14 protein-coding genes are annotated in these 19,952 nt (G+C 45.5%); 7 read left to right on the forward strand and 7 right to left on the reverse strand.

Features of this window, described 5'->3' with window-relative positions:
• Position 1: 1 nt before the first annotated feature.
• Positions 2–310 (reverse strand): DUF6442 family protein, encoded by a 309-nt coding sequence (locus tag BN6539_RS07165; protein WP_067535813.1) that lies wholly within the window; start codon positions 308–310, stop codon positions 2–4.
• 239 nt (positions 311–549) lie between these two features.
• On the opposite strand from BN6539_RS07165, the gene BN6539_RS07170 reads away from it, so the two are divergent.
• The 3 genes from BN6539_RS07170 to BN6539_RS07180 are packed head-to-tail and all read left to right on the forward strand — an operon-like array spanning position 550 to position 5,213.
• Complete coding sequence (locus BN6539_RS07170) at positions 550–1,038, forward strand: MarR family winged helix-turn-helix transcriptional regulator (RefSeq protein ID WP_067535816.1); 489 nt, start codon at positions 550–552, stop codon at positions 1,036–1,038.
• Complete coding sequence (locus BN6539_RS07175) at positions 1,022–3,337, forward strand: ABC transporter ATP-binding protein (RefSeq protein ID WP_067535820.1); 2,316 nt, start codon at positions 1,022–1,024, stop codon at positions 3,335–3,337. Before BN6539_RS07170 ends, BN6539_RS07175 begins: the two co-directional genes overlap by 17 nt.
• Position 3,338: 1 nt before the next feature.
• The gene (locus BN6539_RS07180) at positions 3,339–5,213 is read left to right on the forward strand and encodes an ABC transporter ATP-binding protein (protein WP_067535824.1); all 1,875 of its coding nucleotides are present in this window, start codon (positions 3,339–3,341) and stop codon (positions 5,211–5,213) included.
• 398 nt (positions 5,214–5,611) lie between these two features.
• Here the strand turns inward: BN6539_RS07180 and BN6539_RS07185 are convergent, their stop codons facing one another.
• From BN6539_RS07185 to BN6539_RS07210, 5 genes are all read right to left on the reverse strand, one after another.
• Positions 5,612–6,919 carry a DUF4179 domain-containing protein gene (locus BN6539_RS07185; RefSeq protein WP_067535827.1) on the reverse strand — a complete coding sequence of 436 codons (1,308 nt, stop codon included), beginning with the start codon at positions 6,917–6,919 and terminating at the stop codon, positions 5,612–5,614.
• Positions 6,916–7,386 carry a sigma-70 family RNA polymerase sigma factor gene (locus BN6539_RS07190; RefSeq protein ID WP_067535829.1) on the reverse strand — a complete coding sequence of 157 codons (471 nt, stop codon included), beginning with the start codon at positions 7,384–7,386 and terminating at the stop codon, positions 6,916–6,918. The genes BN6539_RS07185 and BN6539_RS07190 overlap by 4 nt, the downstream gene beginning before the upstream one ends.
• A 249-nt stretch (positions 7,387–7,635) precedes the next feature.
• Positions 7,636–8,403 (reverse strand): outer membrane protein assembly factor BamD, encoded by a 768-nt coding sequence (locus BN6539_RS07200; RefSeq protein ID WP_148484461.1) that lies wholly within the window; start codon positions 8,401–8,403, stop codon positions 7,636–7,638.
• A complete protein-coding gene (locus BN6539_RS07205; protein WP_067535840.1) occupies positions 8,310–9,107 on the reverse strand; it encodes a hypothetical protein in 798 nt (265 codons plus the stop codon). The genes BN6539_RS07200 and BN6539_RS07205 overlap by 94 nt, the downstream gene beginning before the upstream one ends.
• Before the next feature lie 16 nt (positions 9,108–9,123).
• Positions 9,124–9,396 carry a hypothetical protein gene (locus BN6539_RS07210; protein ID WP_067535849.1) on the reverse strand — a complete coding sequence of 91 codons (273 nt, stop codon included), beginning with the start codon at positions 9,394–9,396 and terminating at the stop codon, positions 9,124–9,126.
• Between the two features lie 230 nt (positions 9,397–9,626).
• On the opposite strand from BN6539_RS07210, the gene BN6539_RS07215 reads away from it, so the two are divergent.
• From BN6539_RS07215 to BN6539_RS07225, 3 genes are all read left to right on the forward strand, one after another.
• Positions 9,627–10,241, forward strand: coding sequence for a cytidylate kinase-like family protein (locus BN6539_RS07215; protein WP_067535858.1), 615 nt, complete (start codon positions 9,627–9,629; stop codon positions 10,239–10,241).
• 32 nt (positions 10,242–10,273) lie between these two features.
• Complete coding sequence (locus BN6539_RS07220; protein ID WP_067535861.1) at positions 10,274–10,507, forward strand: hypothetical protein; 234 nt, start codon at positions 10,274–10,276, stop codon at positions 10,505–10,507.
• Positions 10,508–10,742: 235 nt separating this feature from the next.
• On the forward strand, positions 10,743–16,778 hold the full coding sequence (locus tag BN6539_RS07225) for a M26 family metallopeptidase (protein ID WP_067535863.1): 6,036 nt from the start codon (positions 10,743–10,745) through the stop codon (positions 16,776–16,778).
• A 159-nt stretch (positions 16,779–16,937) separates the two neighbouring features.
• On the opposite strand, the gene BN6539_RS07230 is transcribed toward BN6539_RS07225, so the two are convergent.
• Positions 16,938–17,165, reverse strand: coding sequence for a helix-turn-helix domain-containing protein (locus BN6539_RS07230; RefSeq protein WP_067535867.1), 228 nt, complete (start codon positions 17,163–17,165; stop codon positions 16,938–16,940).
• A gap of 241 nt (positions 17,166–17,406) precedes the next feature.
• Between BN6539_RS07230 and BN6539_RS07235 the strand changes: the two genes are divergently transcribed.
• Complete coding sequence (locus BN6539_RS07235; RefSeq protein WP_067535870.1) at positions 17,407–19,797, forward strand: hypothetical protein; 2,391 nt, start codon at positions 17,407–17,409, stop codon at positions 19,795–19,797.
• Positions 19,798–19,952 lie beyond the last annotated feature (155 nt).

Consider the following 19,952-nt stretch of genomic DNA (forward strand, 5'->3'; position numbering starts at 1 on the left):
CTCACCAGGTTGCAATGATATAACCGGCAAAATAAAGAATTGCAGCCATGATGCCGAAGATTGCCGAAACTAATTGCAGAGTATTATGGGTTACGCGGTATTTTCCAAGCCATGAAAAGCCAAAATATGTCCAGAAGAGGATGAAGGCGACTTCATTCTGCAATCCCTTGAACATGTTATATACGATAACGATAATATAGACGGCGAACATGCCCAGTTCGCCAATACGGCGGGCTCTGCTTTCTGCATATTCAACCCCTTCGTCTTTTTTCTCATTGCGGCTCCTCGAGAGAATTTCTTCCTTATTCATTGTTCTTCCTCCTTTGCCAAGTTTACTTGTCAATATCATGATAGCATGCCAAGTTTACTTGTCAAGACTTTGATGTGTTTTTTCTGCAAAAAAGTACAATCACCCTATTGACATTGACCTTTCGTGGTGCTAAAATAGTGCAATACTGATAATAATTAACGTTGTTAATAATTAAATGCGATAAAAATTAACGAATTGTATGAATTGACAGATAAAACTGTTTTCGAAAGGAGAACGAGGTGAAAGAAGAACAAAAGGAATTTTTTGATATCATGACTTCCTTTAGGAAATTGAATATATCCACAATGCTGCCGGACATCAATCATGGGGATTTTGGCATTCTCAAGATGATCGATTACTGCAGTGAACGCAGCAGGGGCAAGAGCGTAAAGGTATCCACCGTGGTCAGGTGCAAGAACGTACCAGCGCCGGCAGTTTCCAGAAGCCTTCGCTCTTTGGAACAGAAGGGATACATTATCAGATCTGTTGACAGGAACGACCGCCGCAACACCTATGTGGAAGTGACAGATGAAGGCTATGCGGTGCTTCGTGAGACAGACGCAATCATGAACGATTTTGCAGATGCGGTCTTCGGGCGGATGGGTGATGAGAATATGAAGAAACTCAACTCTTTTTTGAGAGAATTTCTCGATACCGCTGAAAAGGAGGTCGCACTTCGCAGATATAAGGGCAAGAAGGGAGAGACAGAGAATGAAGAGAATATTTAAAAATCTGATTCCCTACTGGAAAACTATAATTTTGATCGTATTGCTGTTGATGGTGCAGGCATATTGTGACTTGGCGCTGCCGCAATACACTTCAGACATTATAGACGTAGGAATTCAGAACGGGGGCGTAGAGCACATCACGCCGGAGAAGATTACATCAAAGGAGTTCAAGGAGGCGCAGATCTTCATGAATGACGACGAGAAAGAACTCTGGCAGAGCGCTTATGCAAAAGATGGAGATGTTTATCATCTGAATATTACAGACGAAAAGAAACTGGATGAAATAGATGACAAGCTGCTGACATCGATTGTGCTGACCTATCAGCTGGGGCATATGAGTGAAGCTGATTTTAAGAATACGGTCAAAGAAACCATGGAGAAAGATCCTCAGACCGCGCCTATGGCTGAGCAGATTGACGATATGTCCATCAGCGATATAGAGAAACTGATGCATACGGATATAGACAGTTTTAAGGCGGAAGATGAAGAGGGCAATATGGCTACTTATGTTGACATGAGACCCTTGATGGAAGACATGATTGCAAGCGGGCAGATGGATGATTCTATGGTGAAGGAGTCCAGAAAGTCCATGGAGGATACAATTTCCTCCACAGGTGCAGAAACCCTGCACTCCATGGGTGTGGCATATGCCGTATCCTGCAATGAAGCCGCAGGACTAGATGTAGACGATATACAGATGAACTACCTTTGGTCTGAAGGTCTGAAGATGTTTATGATGGCGCTTTTGATGCTGGCGGCGGCAGTGATGGTGTCTTTCCTGGCAGCCAGAGTCGGCGCCGGTGTCGGACGGGATGTGAGAGGCAAGGTCTTCCGCAATGTAGTCGGTTTCTCCAATGCGGAAATGGATAAATTCTCCACCGCATCGCTGATTACAAGGAGCACCAATGACGTACAGCAGATTCAGATGGTTACGGCGATGATGCTGAGAATCGTACTCTACGCGCCGATTATCGGACTGGGCGGCGTCTATAAGGTTGCAAAGACAGGCGCCAATATGGAGTGGATCATCGCCCTGGCTGTTCTCGTCATCATCGGCTTTGTAGGAACCCTGGTGTCCATCACCATGCCGAAATTCAAGATGATGCAAAAGCTGGTGGACGCATTAAACCTGGTTTCAAGAGAAATTTTGACGGGCCTTTCCGTTATCCGCGCCTTTGGACGTGAGCAGACAGAAGAGGAACGCTTTGATGTGGCGAACCAGAACTTGAAGAAAACCCAATTGTTTACCAATCGAGTGATGACTTTTATGATGCCGGGTATGATGATGATTATGAACTGTCTGGTCATCCTCATCATGTGGGTATCTGCACACAGAATTGATACGGGCGATTTACAGGTCGGTGCAATGACGGCCTTCATCACATATTCCATGCAGATTGTCATGGCCTTCTTAATGCTGACGATGATGTCTATCATGCTGCCGCGAGCAGGCGTTGCTGCTGATCGTATCGATGAAGTCATCAGAACCCATTCCTCCATTGAGGACCCAGCAGAGCCAAAACAGATTACAGAGCCAAAAGGTGTTTTGGAATTTACCGATGTCTGCTTTAAGTATCCCAATGCAAAAGAAGATGTGCTCCACAACATCAGCTTCAAGGCAGAACCGGGTAAAGTGACTGCTATCATCGGCAGTACTGGTTCTGGAAAAAGCACGTTGGTTAACCTGATCCCTCGATTTTACGATGTGACGATGGGAACCATCACCTTAGACGGAGAAGACATTCGAAATCTCTCCATGAAAGAACTTCGTCAGGAAGTTGGATTCGTACCACAGAAAGGTGTCTTGTTTTCGGGCACCATTGCCAGCAACTTGCGCTTTGGCAACAAGGATGCGACGGATGAGCAAATCAGAACCGCCGCTGAAATCGCCCAGGCGGAGGACTTTATCGAAGAGAAAGATGAAAAATATGATAGCTATATTTCTCAGGGGGGAAGCAACGTATCTGGCGGCCAGAAGCAGAGACTTGCCATCGGCAGAGCCATTGCAAAAGAACCAAAGCTTTTTGTCTTTGACGACAGCTTTTCAGCTCTGGACATGAAGACGGACGCCAAATTGAGAAAAGCGTTGGAAACAAAAGTATCAGACTGTACTGAAGTCATCGTCGCACAGAGAATCAGTACGATTCTTCATGCGGATCAAATATTGGTATTAGATGATGGAGAGATCGTCGGCAAGGGAACCCATGAAGAGCTTCTGGCAAATTGTGAGGTATATCAGCAGATTGCAAAATCACAGCTTTCTGCTAAGGAACTTGGGATAGAAGAGGGGGTGAGCTAGTATGAGTAATGAAAGAGAACACGAGTTTAAAATGCCGAAAAGGCGTCCGAGAGGCCCTATGGGAGGTCCGGGCGCAGGTATGATGCCTGGTGAAAAAGCGAAGGACTTCCGGGGTTCTTTCAAAAAGCTCCTGGCTTACATTGGCAAATATAAGTTTGCGATTTTGGTCGTGGTCATCTTTGCAGCGGCTTCCACCGTGTTTAACGTTATGGGGCCGAAGGTCATGGGTCATGCGACCACAGAACTGGCCGAAGGTCTGATGAGAAAGATCGGAGGAACCGGCGGCATTGATTTTGACAAAATTGCACAGATACTCCTATTTACACTGGCGCTTTATTTGGCCAGCGCCGCATTTACCTTCGTTCAGGGCTGGATTATGACCGGCGTGACGCAGAAAATCTGTTATCGCATGCGCAAGGAAATATCCGAGAAGATCAACCGCATGCCGATGAAGTATTTTGAGAGCAGAACTTATGGTGAAGTACTTTCCAGGATTACCAACGATGTGGATACCCTTGGGCAGGGACTGAACCAGAGTGTGACGCAGATTATCACTTCTACAGCGACCATTATCGGTGTCATCGTGATGATGCTGACCATATCGCCGCTGATGACGCTGATTGCATTCGTCATACTTCCGATATCGGCCGTCTTGATGTCCATCGTCGTGAAATTTTCGCAGAAACATTTCCGCTCACAGCAAAAATACTTGGGCGTTATTAACGGCCAAGTGGAAGAAACCTATGCCGGCCATCTGGTTATCAAAGCCTTTAACAAGGAAGACGAGACCATCGATACGTTTAATGATACTAACAAGACCCTTTACAACTCGGCTTGGAAATCACAGTTCTTGTCCGGCATGATGCAGCCGATTATGATGTTTGTCGGCAATCTGGGATATGCAGGAGTTGCAATCTCCGGCGGAATCCTCGCCATCAAGGGAACCATCGGTATCGGAGATATTCAGGCGTTCATCCAGTATGTAAAGAACTTTACACAGCCGATTCAGCAGATTGCACAGGTCATCAATCAGGTGCAGTCCATGACTGCGGCCTCTGAGCGTGTGTTCGAGTTCCTCAACGAAGAGGAGGAGGATCAGACCGTAGCCAATGCGGTGAAGCTGGAAAATCCACAGGGCGCTGTCAAATTCGATCACGTCCGGTTCGGCTATGATCCGGAACAAGTCATCATCAAAGATTTCAGCGCTGATGTAAAGCCGGGACAGAAAATCGCTATTGTAGGGCCGACTGGCGCGGGCAAAACCACCATTGTAAAACTGCTGATGCGTTTCTATGACGTACAGAGCGGCAGCATTACGCTTGACGGCCACGATATACGAGATTTCAACCGGCAGGAGCTGCGGGATTATTTTGGCATGGTACTGCAGGATACCTGGCTGTTTAAGGGCAGCATCATGGAGAACATCCGCTACGGCAGACTGGACGCTACCGATGAAGAAGTGATGAAAGCGGCAGATGCTGCTTATGCTGATCACTTTATCAGGACGCTGCCAGGAGGTTACGACATGGAACTCAACGAAGATGCGTCCAACGTGTCACAGGGACAGAAGCAGCTGCTGACCATCGCCAGAGCAATCCTGGCGGATAACAGGGTGCTGATTCTCGATGAAGCGACTTCTTCGGTAGATACTCGTACAGAAGAGCGAATCCAGAAGGCCATGGATAATCTGATGGAAGGCAGAACCAGCTTTATCATCGCTCATAGATTGTCAACGATTCGCAATGCGGATTTGATTCTGGTCATGAAGGACGGCGACATTATCGAACAGGGTAATCACGAAGAACTACTGGCGCAGAACGGATTCTACGCAGATCTGTACAATTCACAGTTTGAAGAGGCAGAAGAAGCAGTGTAAGATTAGGTTGATATAGATGAAACAGGAGCAATGCCCCAGGGGGAGCTGCTCCTGTTTTTTTGTGAATAATATTACAATAATTGCTTTAATTTACATAAAATGTATGATATGATAATGACACTGCTGAACCTTCAGTAAGTTTGCTGGAAGGAAGTGATAGCAATGCTGGATTTTTGCTCTGCATTGAGTATTTCTGTCATGGGCAGTGTAATTGCATACTACATAGCCAAATGGCTGGACAGGAAGAAATAGCAGCAGTCAGCCAAATAAAAAACACGGAGTCGCACCTCCGTGTTTTTTGGTGATGTTATGCATTGAACTTTTGCTCTGCGTTGTTCAAGCTAACTCTATTCTAGTACAGTCATAAGGGGAAGTCAATGGCTATTTTCGTGTTTTTGTTACTGTTTTATTTCCACCTTTACTGGCGAATCGGGCTTCCAATCCCTGTTATAATAAGGCACGATCCAGGCTTCCTCTTCGGGATAATCTTCGAAGTAGATGCTGCCCAGGGAATCCCGCATGTTGATATCGTATATCTTCCTGTTGCTGTCACAGATATGACTGATCCACTGTTCTGCTGGCATTTTAGTATTGTCAAACCTGATTTTCCAGCGGTTTTCCTTCTGCCTGGTTGAGAGAACTTTGATTCCGTAGGGCAGCGTCTCCGACTTGCCGGTTCGTAGGTCTACGTGATATCTGTAGTGGTCTTTTTTGAGCCAGCGGGCGCCGGTGACGACGATGGAAAGCTTTTCTGCCTTCTGAAAATAGGCGCTGTCGCAGTAATAGGAATTCATCTCCATGGACTCCGTGCTTCCCGAAGCTGTTATCCCGTTAGCGGTGGGTTTGAACTTTTTGCCGCCGTCAGCCAGAATGTAGAGATCCAGACTCGCCAGCCAGGCAGTATTGGACGTATCGGTTTTGATGTCGATGCGCATGTGCGTCGGGTAGATTTCGATATCGGTAAAAGTGACCTTCTGACCGTCCAGCATCACGGTTTTATCGACAGGGATCTTCTTTCCTGTGGCGGTGAATACAGGATCAAAGTGTAGCTGAAACTGAAAGACGGCTATATATGGAGGCTGGTCATAAGTCGCATCCGGAAACTCGGAATCTTCTACAGGTGTGTCTCTTTGCGCATCCTCGTCGTACAGCTTTAATATCATCTCCATAGAGTCCGGCACATCCCGGTCTGTAAAATCCACAGTGATGCTCTGTAGGCTTCCATTCTCTACATCCCAATCGTTGAGGAAATAGGAGCAGGAGAGGAAGCCGCCGTCTGCGTTTTTGATCTTGGGATCTATGGCGAGATGGCTGTATTTTTCTGAATTGACCCGAAAGAAGATATTGACCTGCTTCTGGTCGACGATCAAGTATTCCACGGAGATTGAGACGCCGTTTTTGCTCTTTCTCAAATCCACCGGCTGCACGTAATCGTTATCCACTGCCTCTGAGAGAGAATTGGAGAAGGTCACAGCCTGTGCCAATTCCTTGAGGATAGGAATCTTGGAGCAGGCGTCTGCAATTGGCGCGCAGAGGTTGACTGCCAGCACGAAGGTCAGACATATGACTGCAAAACTGGTCAGGGGCTTTGCGACCCAGTTTCTTCTTTTTCGCCTTGCCTGCGCTCTCTGCAAGGCACCATCTAAGGCTGGAACCGGCTGACCCAGCTCCTGCAGCAGTTTGGCGTATTCTTCTCTGCGATTCATTTTGACACCTCCTCTTTTAATTCTAATCTGAGCAGCGACAAAGCGCGGCGCTGCCGGCTGGCCGCGGTTCCCTGGGGAATCTGCAGGATTTCCGCAGTCTCCACCAAGGTATAGCCTGAAAAATATCTTAAAATAATGACTTCCTTCAAGTCCTTCGGCAGCTTTGCGATGGCTTCTTTCAGTGGCAACCGGTCAAAAGCTTCTTCTGCTGTCTCCGGAAACTCATCAAAGCTGCCGCGGCGTTTTTGTCGTTTCAACTCTGTATAACATTCGTTGATTAATATTCTGATGATCCAGGTGTCGAAGTATTCCGGCTGCCGCAGCTTCTTCAGCGAACAAAGTGCTTTGTATACGGACTCGTCTACGGCATCCACTGCCAGAGTCTCGTTACCGAGATACAAAAGGGCCGTTCGATATAATTTGTATTTGATTTCTTCTATGTGAAGAGCAAATTGTTCCTCTGTCATATGCGCCTCCTTTTTGTCTATATATCTATTAGATACCGATGACAGTGATTTTTATTTTAGAATTGTAAAAAATTATAATAAAGAACATTTTGATATGGCTGTAAGAATAAGTGAGCTATCTAGAGACGGCTTTATCGAGGATAAATGCGCAGAGTACATTTCTTATTTAATAAAAAAGGAGCTGCTTCTGATAGATGTGAAACGCTCCTGTTTTGTCTTGACAACCTATGGTGAGCAAATTGGCCTTTGTTAGATATAGTCATTATACTTTTCGTAGGCAAATTTGTAAGTGTATATGCCTACTTGCAGTGTGATGATGGCAGATTTATGCTTAAACATCATCACTGTACCTTTGGAAAAATCGTGGCAATCTTTCTCAAATGTCATTTTATTTTCTGTGAAGGAGACAGGTATAGGGGTATTGTGCTGCGAATAAGCGGCAAGCTTTAGAGTTCCGTCACTTACAATATACCGAACTCTAAATGATTCCAGACCTGTGCTCCATTTAAAATCTTTACCATCCAATATAGAGGTACCCTTTGCTTCCTTAAGCTCCCAGTCTCCAACAAACGTTTTTTCTTTTTTACTTAATTTTAAGGCCTTTTTTATATCGCTCTTTAGTTTGTTTATTTTTGTTCCTTGCAAATCTGTTTCTTTAATATAATCAAGAGCAGCTTTTAAGTAACCAGATTCACCGAGCTTGACGACTTCTAGATAAGCACAGTCACTTGATCGCTGGGGACTATCTTTGTAATTCCCTAATTTCACAAAAGCAGCTCTTGCTGCATTGTAGTCTTCATCTTTATAATCTTCATCGGCTTTCAGGTAAGCGCACTCCTTATAGCGTTTACTACTGTCCTTATAATCTCCGAGCTGTTTAAATATAGATTTCGCTGTATCGTAATGTCCTTTTTCATACCAAGCTATAGCTTCATTGTAAGACTGCCTTGGAATAATAATTTTTGATATATTAAAAAACCGGACCCGCCTAGGATGATAACGGCAATGGCGATGCATATTAAGATTTTCTTGATCTTTTTTATCCGTTTATCTCGCACAGACTCGTTTTCTAACTGTGCTGTGCGGTCTGCCTGGTCATATGTTAGTTTTTTTTGCACTAGTAAATCTGTATCCAGGGCAGAGAATAATAAGTCCTTTTTGATTCCGCAGATACGGCAAGCTGATGTTTGAGGGGCATTAATGGTGCCGCAAGTACAAAGCCAACTACCGTTATGCTGCTTTGGGATAAATATACACTTGCTAGTAGATTTAATTTCTGAAATATATCTGATGAAAGTTTCTTTCATTATATCTAATGCATCGATAGATTCTTTTGGGAAGCTTTGATTTAAAGAGACATTAAGTTCTACAATACTTTCATCGCTAAAGTATACTTGATGAATAACAATTTCAAACCGACGTACATCACCGTTCTGAAGAATAATAGGAACTTTACTACCAAAGGTGTCGTTTTGGCCAGCTGTTAAATCCATATAAGTCTTTTTACATCGATATAGTTCAGTGTTGTCTAGATTTTTACAAATGATTTCAACTTCCAATGCTGAAATTTGTTTGAGCTGAATGTTTTCAAATTGCAATTGCAAAATAAATAATTTATTATGGTTATCGGCTAACAACGCACCTTTGCTGAAGATAATCGGTGATTGTTCATGATATAGCATAGTATCCAATGATAGTATGCGTGTATATCTCTCTGTCATAGTATTTCCTCCTGTTTTACAGTTCAGGTAAATCAATGCTCTTGTTTAAGGGATCAGTATTGTCCTTTATATTTTGAAGCAGTTCAATAATTTCACCAAAGCCATATAATATCAAGCTGCCGATAGCCGCAGGGATAAAAACGGCAATAAAACCTACAAACCCTATGGATTCGTAGTAGTTAACTGGATTATCAGCGAAGGCGATAATAAATCCAAGGACTAAGCCGCAAACGGCATTTACAATTGCGATGATTTGAATGATTTTTGCTGTTTTGTTTTTCTTATTCATGGTTAAATACCTCCCGTATAATTTCTTCAATCTTAACATAAATTACGGAAGAATCAACATATTATTTTACTATGATAGACCCTTGGGCTAAGGGCTGCGGTCTAGCTTAAGACTTTCTTTAATTTCGATTTCTAAAATATTTTAACATAATTTCCATTCACTTTAGGCGCATTTTGATATATAATAAGCACAAGGGGAAGGACAGAGAAAATAATAGAAAGGGTGTTTTTATGAAAAAGCTAGTTACAATAAGCAGAGAATATGGCAGCGGCGGAAGGATCGTCGGACGCCTCATTGCCGAAAAGCTGGGTGTTCCATTTTATGATAAAGAAATAATCGATATGGCCGTAGAAAAGAGCGGGTTGTCCAGAGAGATCGTGGAGACGGCGGAGCTTAGGGCAAAGAGCAGTTTTTCCTATAGTTTGTCTTCTGCCATGAACTTCGGTGAAGGCATGATGAGCGAGCCTGTCTCGGTGAACGAAAAACTGTTCATCACCCAGTTTGATGTCATCAATCAGATTGGAGATACAGGAGAAGGCGTTATCGTCGGCAGATGTGCAGATTATATTCTCAAGGATATGCCAGGCGTAACCAACATTTTTATCTATGCAGAGCTTGCAGACCGAATCAAACGCTGTATAGACACGTATGGCATTCCAGAGGAAAAGGCAAAAGAAACGGTAATGACCTATGACAAGGCGAGAGCAAACTACTACAACTATCATACCTGCCAGAAATGGGGTCACTTTTCAAATTATAACCTGGCGATTAACAGCAGCTACATATCTGAAGAGCAGGCAGCAAATTTAATTGTAGAGTATATCAATACCAGGTCATATAAATAAAACGTTTTGCGATCACAAAGGAGGAAGAGGAAATGGGAAAATGTAAAGACAATAAATTACAGCCGAACAAGGCGGATAAGGGCAGAAATCAGGGGCCTTCAACAGCGGCAAAAGCTGCTCTTGCTATTTTGGGCGTCGGCTTTGTGGCAGGAACCACACTTGTCATCGGCATGGATCGAATCATGAAGAAAATCTTTGTCAATGAAGACTGGCCGGACGAAGAATGGTCAACTGATGATTGGGCAGAAGAAGATTTGGACTATTAATCCTTAACAATGACAGCGGCAGGTATTCCTGCCGTTTTGTTGTTTTGACTAAACATGAAAAAAGTTATACAAATTTCCCTAAATAAATTACCGATTTCACGATTAACGTGAGTCGGTTTTTTTATGTAGTAAAATAAAGTGAAAACCGATTTCCTAAAATGAAATGCCCACTACACAGTTAAAGTTCAAGTAGGTTGAGCGTCATCTTAAATTAAGAAAGCAGGGAGAAGAAGTAATGGATAAGTTAAAGAAAAATATCAGCGCGAAAGCAAAGTCTCTTTGGCGGACAGAGAGGGGGAAGGCAGCACAGAGACTGCTTGTAATGACTCTGTCTCTGTGCATGATGGTCACGCTGATTCCATCGACAGGGTTTGCAGCGTCTAGCGAAGAAACTCCATTGAATAGCAGCGTAACCAGTTTTAACTCCGGCACCGTCTATACCATTGCCAGCCAGGAGCAGCTGACACGGCTGGCAACCTTGGTAAATGACGGGCGTAGTACCGAAGGCTGTACCTTTAAGCTGACTGCTAATATAAACCTTTCGGGAGGCTGGACACCGATAGGTAATAAAGACAATCAGTTTATGGGAACCTTTGACGGCAACAGTCACGTTATCTATCATTTGAACGTCAACGCCAGTACTCGCTATGCGGGACTCTTTGGCAGAATCGGTACCTCTGCTGTCATCCAAGACTTGGGTATAGAGGATGCAAAGGTAATTTCCACTGACAACGATGTGGCTATTATGGCAGGCAATGCCCAGGGCGGCAGCATAAATGGATGCTATGTTTCCGGGGAAGTCAAGGGAAAAAGCGCCGTCAGCGGAATTCTCGGCTCAACCCATAGTGCGAGCTATCCTACCTCAGTGACCGATTGTTATGCCAGAGTTTCCCTGACAAAGACTGGGACTACAAAAGATATTGCGGGGATTTCTGGCTGGAATGAATCGACCAGCATTGAAATTACCAACTGCTATTCCGCCTGTATTGGAGAGGTGCGTCCCATTGCCGGCTGGAGTGATGGAGGAGCAGTAAACAACGGCCAGTTTGTCAGCACCTATTTTGACAAGACCCTTTCCCCTAATTTTTCGGAAGGCAGCGGGCGAATTGATCTTGGTAAAACTTCCGAAGAATTGAAACAGCAAAAGACCTACAGCGGCTGGGATTTTAACAGCACCTGGACCATTGACCCTGCTAAAAACGGCGGTTACCCCTATTTGCAGGGCTTTGAGCCGGGGCTGGGCGGCGCGCCGGGGTCGGTTTCTGTTACTCTGAAGGACAAGGATGGGCAGCCTGTCTCGGACAAGACGGTAGAAATCCAGGAATCGTCGAAGGAGACAGACATAATACCGCTGAACCATCAGGGCGAAGGCGTCTATTCCGGCACCGTTACCACGACAGGCGGAATCTATGATGTCTATTTGGACGGCGAAAAAACTGACATTACCATTGCGCAGAATGGCAGTAATGCGGCCAGTGTTGTCATAGAGAATGTGACGACCGGCGGCGCGCCGGGCAGTCATACCCATGACGGCATTGCTTATACGGCCATAGATCAGAGTTTTTCTGGCGGGGCCCTTGAAGGGAATATTTACCTTGACCGTCAGGTCACTCTCACAAGCAGTGTCATAGTGAAAAACGGCAAAACACTCAACCTCTGCCTTAACGGGAACACCTTGTCAAATTCTTCAAGCGGGGCCATAGAGGTTGAGTCCGGCGGAACTTTAAACCTCTGTGACTGCGGCTCCGGCGGTAAGGTGGCAGGGGGATCTTATGCGAGCATTAAGAACTATGGCACGACTAAGATCTCTGGCGGAACGATGATCTCTATGTATGACAATGGCATTGTGAATTACAGCGGTGAAATTTACCTCAGCGGTTTGCCGATCATTACAAGTGGAAGCAGCTACGCTTCAATCTACATGTCTTCTGGCAAGTTGTTTGCCAATGATGGCAATGAAACGCAGAGTTATTACACTGGCGACAAGTTAACGCTGAATTGCGGCAATTATTCCTCAGGCAGCATAGCGGTCTATGGCGTGAACGATTCTAATAAGGACAGGTTTACGTTAAAAAATACTAATTATGAACTGCAAAAAGGCACTGACCACAACTTACATAATCTGGTCATAAAAGGAATTGATAAAAAGATCTCCTGGCAGGACGACAACGGACAGAACCTTTCGGGAGATGCCTACCCGACTGGGGCAGAATACGGCGCTGGTATCATTTTGCCTGACGTGCCGGCAAAGCCTGGCTTTATTGCCATAGGCTGGCTTTACTCCAGGGACAGCGGCATAACGTGGAGCAATGCCATATGGAAGAACTATGATGACATAAGGACAGACATCACTTTTAAGCCCCTATATACTGTGGATTTTGCAGGAGGCACGGGAACTGCCCAAGATCCATATCAGCTCAGTACGGCAGCGCAGCTAAAGACCCTTGCTGATCTGGTAAATGCAGGGAACATAGAGTATAACAGCAAGTATTACAAGCTCACAGCGAATATAGATCTTTCCTCGATTTGCAGCAGCAATAATGGGAGTTGGACACCGATAGGCAATTCCAGCAATTCGTTTGGAGGCAAACTGGACGGAAATCATCAAACCATCTCCGGCCTTTACATCGATAAACCAACGTCGGATTATCAGGGCTTGTTCGGCGACATCAGCGGCAGCAGCGCTTTCGTCAGGAATTTGAAACTTACAGATGTGAACATCACTGGGAATCACAGAGTTGGCGCCATCGCAGGCTCTGTATCTTATGCGGAGATCACAGGCTGCACTGTCAGCGGCAGCGTCACCGGTTACAAGAATATCGGTGCAGTGGCAGGGACTGCCTCTGGCAGCGGTGTGAGCAGCAATGACGTGGATGGATGCAGAGTCAAGGTTTTGCCTCCTGCGGGGTATACTGCAGATGCAAATGGTATCATGGCGTTTAAAAACAGCTCAAATATCATAGATGTAGAGGGCTTTTACAATGGCAATTGGATCCAGACGACCTATAGCGACAATGGTTATGAAATCCAAAGTGAGAACATGACAGATGACAATATTACCGCAAAGGCTTCCTTTATCAACGATGGTCGTTATGTGCAGCTTTCCTATACTGTAACCGCAAACAGGGGAGCGATTACAGACGGCAAGCTTGCCGTTCATGCTGACGTGAAAATCGGCGATAATGACAGAGCTGCCGTAGAGGCGATACAGGCTGCCGATGGACAGGTCATCGGTCTGAAAATGGTGGAGGATAACACAAGTAATTCTACGTATAACGCGCAGTTCAATCTGTACTTTGCCGGCGCAGGAGGCGTTACCCCGGTGAATACCTACTGGTTTGGCAACTATTCTGACAGAAATAAGAACTGTTTTAATCAGCTGGCTGAAGAAAATAAGAGCAGCAGCGGCACTTACAGCAAAGACGGTGATATTTTCACCAAACTCTCTGGAACAGACAGCGGCATGGCTTTCTCCTGGCAGAATATCAATCTAAAAGCAGGCGAGAGCAAAACCTATTCCGTTATTTTAGGCGTAGGAGAAAAGTCGGATCCGCCAGAATGGGAGACAGGCGGTGATACATCTCCGATCAGTCTGACCCTGGCAACGGAGCAGCAGGCTCTCAGTATCAATGTCAGTGCAAAAGTCGCTCATGTCGATGGAGTGACGGCAAGCCTGTTTTATGACATCGACGGCGGTGAGGGCATCAAACTAGGCGATTTTATACCTGGCAAAGACACCGATTCTATCACTGAAATCCTGGATATCTCTAATCTGAAGGCGGGCAGTCACGATCTGCACTTTTGGGTTGTCAATTCCAGCGGTGCTGCATCCTCTGCGGTGACAAAGACGATTACCATTAATGAGAAGGGCGAAATCTCCGGCGGACTGGATGGTGATATTCCACCTGCAGGTGAAACAACGCAGGAAAAACTGGATAAGCTATTCGGCCAAGGCAATGTGACTTTCGATGAGGAGAATCACAAAATAGTCATCAACAAGGATATTCAGCTTGAAAATACCGTTGCCATCAACAAAGATGTAACGGGAGAAAAAGACGTTGTCATAGATTTAAATGATAATAATATCACCGTAAAGCCTGACAGTGGAAACGGAAAAGACGCCATTGTCGTGGACCATGAAACGAAAGTAACGATTTCTGGCGGTGGCAGCATTACAGGCGGAAACGGAACGGGCAATGGCGCAGGCGGCAACGCAGTCAGCGGAAGCGGCAGCGTGATTGTAACGGACGGAACGACTCTTAGCGGCGGAAATGGTGCGGGAACCGGTACCGGTGGAAGTGGTGCTGCGATGAGCGGAGACGGCAAGGCTACCATTAGCGGCGGCACCTCTATAGGAGGAAACGGCGCAATTGGCGGAGCTGGAGTTCAAACCGAAAATGGAACGATCACCGTAGAAAATGGCGGAAAAGTTGTCGGCGGCAATGGAACAACAGGCGGCACTGGCGGAACAGGTGCAAAAACGGATAGCGGAAAAATTACCGTAGGGACCAGTAGCATTGTCAGTGGCGGCGCAGGCGGCAAGGGAAACAATAATACAGCAGGAGGCAACGGCGGCATTGGTACATCAACTGCCAGCGGAAGTACAATAGTGAATGGTACTGTCACTGGAGGTAACGGCGGAAATGGTGCAGGCGGCAAAGACGGCGGCAATGGCGGTACGGGTGCGAAAACAGAAAGTGGATCAATTGACGGCAATGGGACCATTATCGGCGGCAACGGTGGCAACATCTCTGACGGCGGCAGCGGGAAACCGGGAACTGGCGGCACGGCCATTGACGGAGGCTCTTTCGATAGCGGGACTGCAGTACCCGGCGTCGGCGGTATGAATGCAAATGCAACGGTTGAAAGCAAACCAGGCGCACCTGCAGTAACAGCGCCGGAAGAAAACTTGATTAACGGTGCGGTAACCGATGAAGAGCGCAATAATAACGAGATTACTCAAATCGATGTAACTCTGTCAGTTGAAGAAAAACCAAATCCGGCTGACAAGGATCTGGTGGATTCAAAAGTTACCGCAAACCAAAGAATCGGCGTCTATCTGGATATTATTTTGGAGAAGACGATATCCAAAGCTACTGGCAATCCGGTAACACAAGCAGTGACCAATGCAGTTAAGCCAATTACCATTACCGTGGCAATCCCAGAAAATATGAGAGACGGCAGCAATTACAAGATCATCAGAGTGCATAACGGCAGTTCAGAAGTCATTGTGCCAGCACACGATCAATCTGCTCATACGCTGACCTTTGAAACAGATAAGTTCTCCACCTATGCGATCGCCTACGAACCAAAGGGTACTTCTGTGCCTCCGTATACGCCGGGGGAGAAGAATCCTGTAACCAGCAGTGGGGAGAAAACGACATTAAAGCAGGACAGTGCTATCAAAGACGGCGTAGAGTCTGTCACCGTCAGTGACAGTGATGCGGATCGGCTGATTGCAGCCATAGAGAAAGAACAGGCAAAAGAAGTGATTATCGAGACGCAGCCAAAGAGTACTGTATCAAAGGCGGACGCTGTGGAGGTTTCACTGCCGGTCAAGGTGCCAGGCGCTATGATCAAAACAGGCACAAGCAAGCTCACCTACCAAATCGGCGACTTTATCATCACCTTTGATAGAAAAGCGATCAAAGCCATAAAAGCACAGGCAAAAGGCGAGACGCTCCTTCTCACCGCAAAAAGAGATTTCGACGGAACATGGGGTGTAAAAGTTACTGATAAAGACGGTGAAGCATTTACCGTGCAGATTAAAATGACAAGCGGCAAGGCAGACATAAACTATTTTAATGGCGGAACGGCGAAGGTCAGCGTAAGGACGCAGACTGAATCGTCTGCTGAATACGTATATGCCAGCGGCAAAATCGCAGCTTTTACTAACGAGATGAAAGACGGCTGGCTTATCTACACCACAGATCGCTTTGACAGCATTCCTTATTGGGGTGCAATCGCCAAGGCAGGCGTGCAGAAAACCAAAGTGATAAGCCTGAAAACCAAAGCGAGGAAGGGCTCCGTCACTTTGACGTGGAAGAAGTCCCGCTCTGGTTACAAAGTGGACGGCTATCAGGTATGGCGTTCAATCAAAAAGAACAGCGGATATAAGCTGATGAGAACCACGAAGTCCCAGACTTACAAGAACACGAAGTCCTTGAAAAAAGGAGTTAGATATTACTATAAAGTCAGAGGCTACAGAACCATAGATGGTAAGAAAATCTATACGAAGTGGTCGCCAAAGGCTTATAGAACAGCGAAATAAAGGATAGAAATAAAGACCGGCAAATTTATTTGCCGGTCTTTTAAAACGAAGCTGTGGAATAGGAGGCGCCTCATAATGAATTCATCATGAGGCGCCTCCTTTATATTTTGAATACGATAAGAGGAAACAAATTGTAGTTTGCAGCAAAGCCTTTGCAGGTCAGGCAGAATGTCCTTCTTCGGCTTCTGCATCAGGAATATACTGAAGGATGTCGTTGACACCACAGTGCAGAAAGGTGCACAAATCATTGATTGTCATAGTGCTCAGTGGTTCATCGTGACGCAGGCGGTTAATCGTAGAACTGCTGACCCCGTGCTTATTAATAAGAGCGTATGTACTGATACTTTTTTTCTTAAGTGTCTCCCAAAATGGCTTGTAAGTAATCATGCGTCCTCCAGTCTTTTCCTTCTACAGAAAAGTATATTTTGAATTCGGCTTCTTGACTATAGTCGATAAAGCGACTATAATGAAAAGAAGAGATGACTGAAAATTATGATAGGAACGCGGACAAGCTGTCCTCCAGCTAGCCTTCTATCGCTAAGGAAAATCAGCATCTCCATTCATTTTGTATGTCCATTTCGGCATACAGAATTCAAAACTTTTATAATAATAAGAAAGGAATGAGGGGATGAAAACAAAAATGAAAAAAACCGCTGTCGTGTTGATGTCATTGATCATGGTCATGTGTTACATGCCGATGATGGCTTTTGCAACAGAAGGTGATAATGTGGGGCCAACACCTACAGAGAATTCAACAAATGTTGCACAGGTAGATGGTAATATGTACACTAACCTAAAGGATGCATTTGCCGTGGAAAATAGTGGTAAAACAGTGAAACTGTTGGCTGATGTTACTATTGAGACCGAAGAAGACAGAGTTCTGATTAACAGCGGAACTTATACGCTTGATTTAAATGGATTTAAGATTAGTCAAAGTTTAATTGGAGATAATATCTCAAAGACAGCATGCCCAATTCGGTTAGAAAGTTGCAGTCTTACTGTTACTGATAGCAGTGAGAATAAGGCAGGTGAAATTTTTGGGTACCAGTGCGCTATTGGAACATTCAAAAACTCAAAATTTATACTGGAAGCTGGAACACTTAAAGGAGAGTGGTACGGCCTTGCAGGAAATGGATTAAATGAAAATGACACGGAAATTTCTATTAAAGGTGGAGCGGTTATAAGTAATGACCCCGCGGCTTGTGGCATTTATCATCCACAAAAAGGCACTATAAATGTTTCTGGTGGAATCATTCAGGGATCTACAGGACTGCAAATGTGCTCAGGCAATTTGTCTGTAGTCAACATGAATGGAGGCTCTATCATTGGAACGGGTGAGGATGAAAGAGAAGGAAAAACTGGTGATGGAGCAGTGTCAGATGGATCAGGTATCTCAGTTGTCAATCGCCCAGGATATAGTGGAGTACCATCTATTAAGATAAGTGGAGGGACCATAAAGTCTACGAAGAATGAAGCAGTACTTGCATATACTTGGCAGGGTGGAAAAGCATCTGTGTGGACTAATGCAAAAGATTACGTTACAATAGATGGCGGCAATTTTTCCTCTGATCCTAAAGAATTTCTTCTTCCAGGCTTTGTAAGTGTGAAGAAGGATGACAACACATTTGATGTTGAGAAAATAACTAACTCCATTAACATTAAATTACCTAATTTCGTAGTCAATGAAAAAGGCGAATTTGAAATAAGCACAATTACAAATTTACCACTTGCTGATACAGTAATGGTTGTTGGAAATGCAACATTGACAAAAGACGGTAAGGATGCAATGGATAAATTAGCATCATGTGAGTATTATGAGTCAACAAGTGGTACATGGAACAAGCTGGAAGGCAATTTCGGATCGAGTGATGGGTTCCCATTGGTAAATGCAACAAGCAGATTTAGAGTAGCATTCAAAGAAGCAGGGACCTACACAATTAAATATCAAATTGTAAAGGCTGAGGATCCAGATACAGTTGTTGCAAGTAATGAGGAGACATTCACTGTGACAAACGCAAATACCCCAACGCCGACACCAACGCCGACACCGGATGACAACGTAACCAGCAACCCTGGTGACAAGACGACGACTGCAGACGTGGAGACCTCAACCGGCACAGACGGCAAGGCCACTGCCACGGTGGACAAGGCCACTGCTGACAAGCTGGTCGACAAGGCAGTTGAAAACAAATCCGAACAGGTCATCGTCGATGCGACGACAAAGGGGGATGCCAAGACTGCGGAAGTCAGCCTGCCGGCAGAGACCGTCAAATCCATCGTCGAGAAGACTGACGCAGACGTGGTCATCAGGACCGACGCTGCGGAAGTGGTACTGGATCAGAAAGCGGCAGAAGCTGTGGCTGACCAGGCAAAGACGGGCAGCGTCACCATCGTCGTCGACAAGGTCAAGGAAGACGACAGCCAGGTCCAGGTGGAGCTGAAGGTCGTCACAGACAACGGGAACGTCACCGACTTCAAGGGAGGCAGCGTGAAGGTGACGGTTGCACTTCCGGCAGCCCTGAAGGACAAGGAGGTCGTATGCGTCTACATCGATGAGAAAGGCAATTACACCAAGGTCAGCGGCGTGAAGAATGCCGACGGCACCTATACCTTCACGACCGGCCATTTCTCAACCTATGCAGTCATGACGGCTGAAGAGGCTGACAAGGTCATCAGGGAGCAGGAAAAGGCGAAGAATGACAGACTGAAGGCAGGCGTGAAGGCCACGACACTCAAGGCATCTTCCACTGCGAAGAAGGGCTCCATCACCATCAAGTGGAAGAAGAGCTACGGATACAAGGTGGACTACTTCCAGGTGTTCAGATCGACGAAGAAAAACAGCGGATATGGAACAAAGGCATTCTACACCACCAAGAGTGGAACCCAGAAGAGCTACAAGAACACAAAAGCTCTGAAAAAAGGGACGAGATACTACTACAAGGTGAGAGGCGTCAGAACGATTGATGGCGTAAAGGTCTACACCAAGTGGTCGAGCAAGGCGATCAGAACCGCTAAATAATTATGTAGTTGATACATGAAAGGGACTGTGCAGACAGTCCCTTTTTGGTTGATAAAAACCCATGTCAATGTCTGCTGCGGTCTACACTTTTCAGTGGATGGGTGCTGATCATACTAATTTTAAGATTTCAGCTTGTAAGCTTTCTTCAAACGTTG

It is taken from the genome of Emergencia timonensis (assembly GCF_900086585.1).
Lineage (GTDB): Bacteria > Bacillota > Clostridia > Peptostreptococcales > Anaerovoracaceae > Senimuribacter > Senimuribacter timonensis.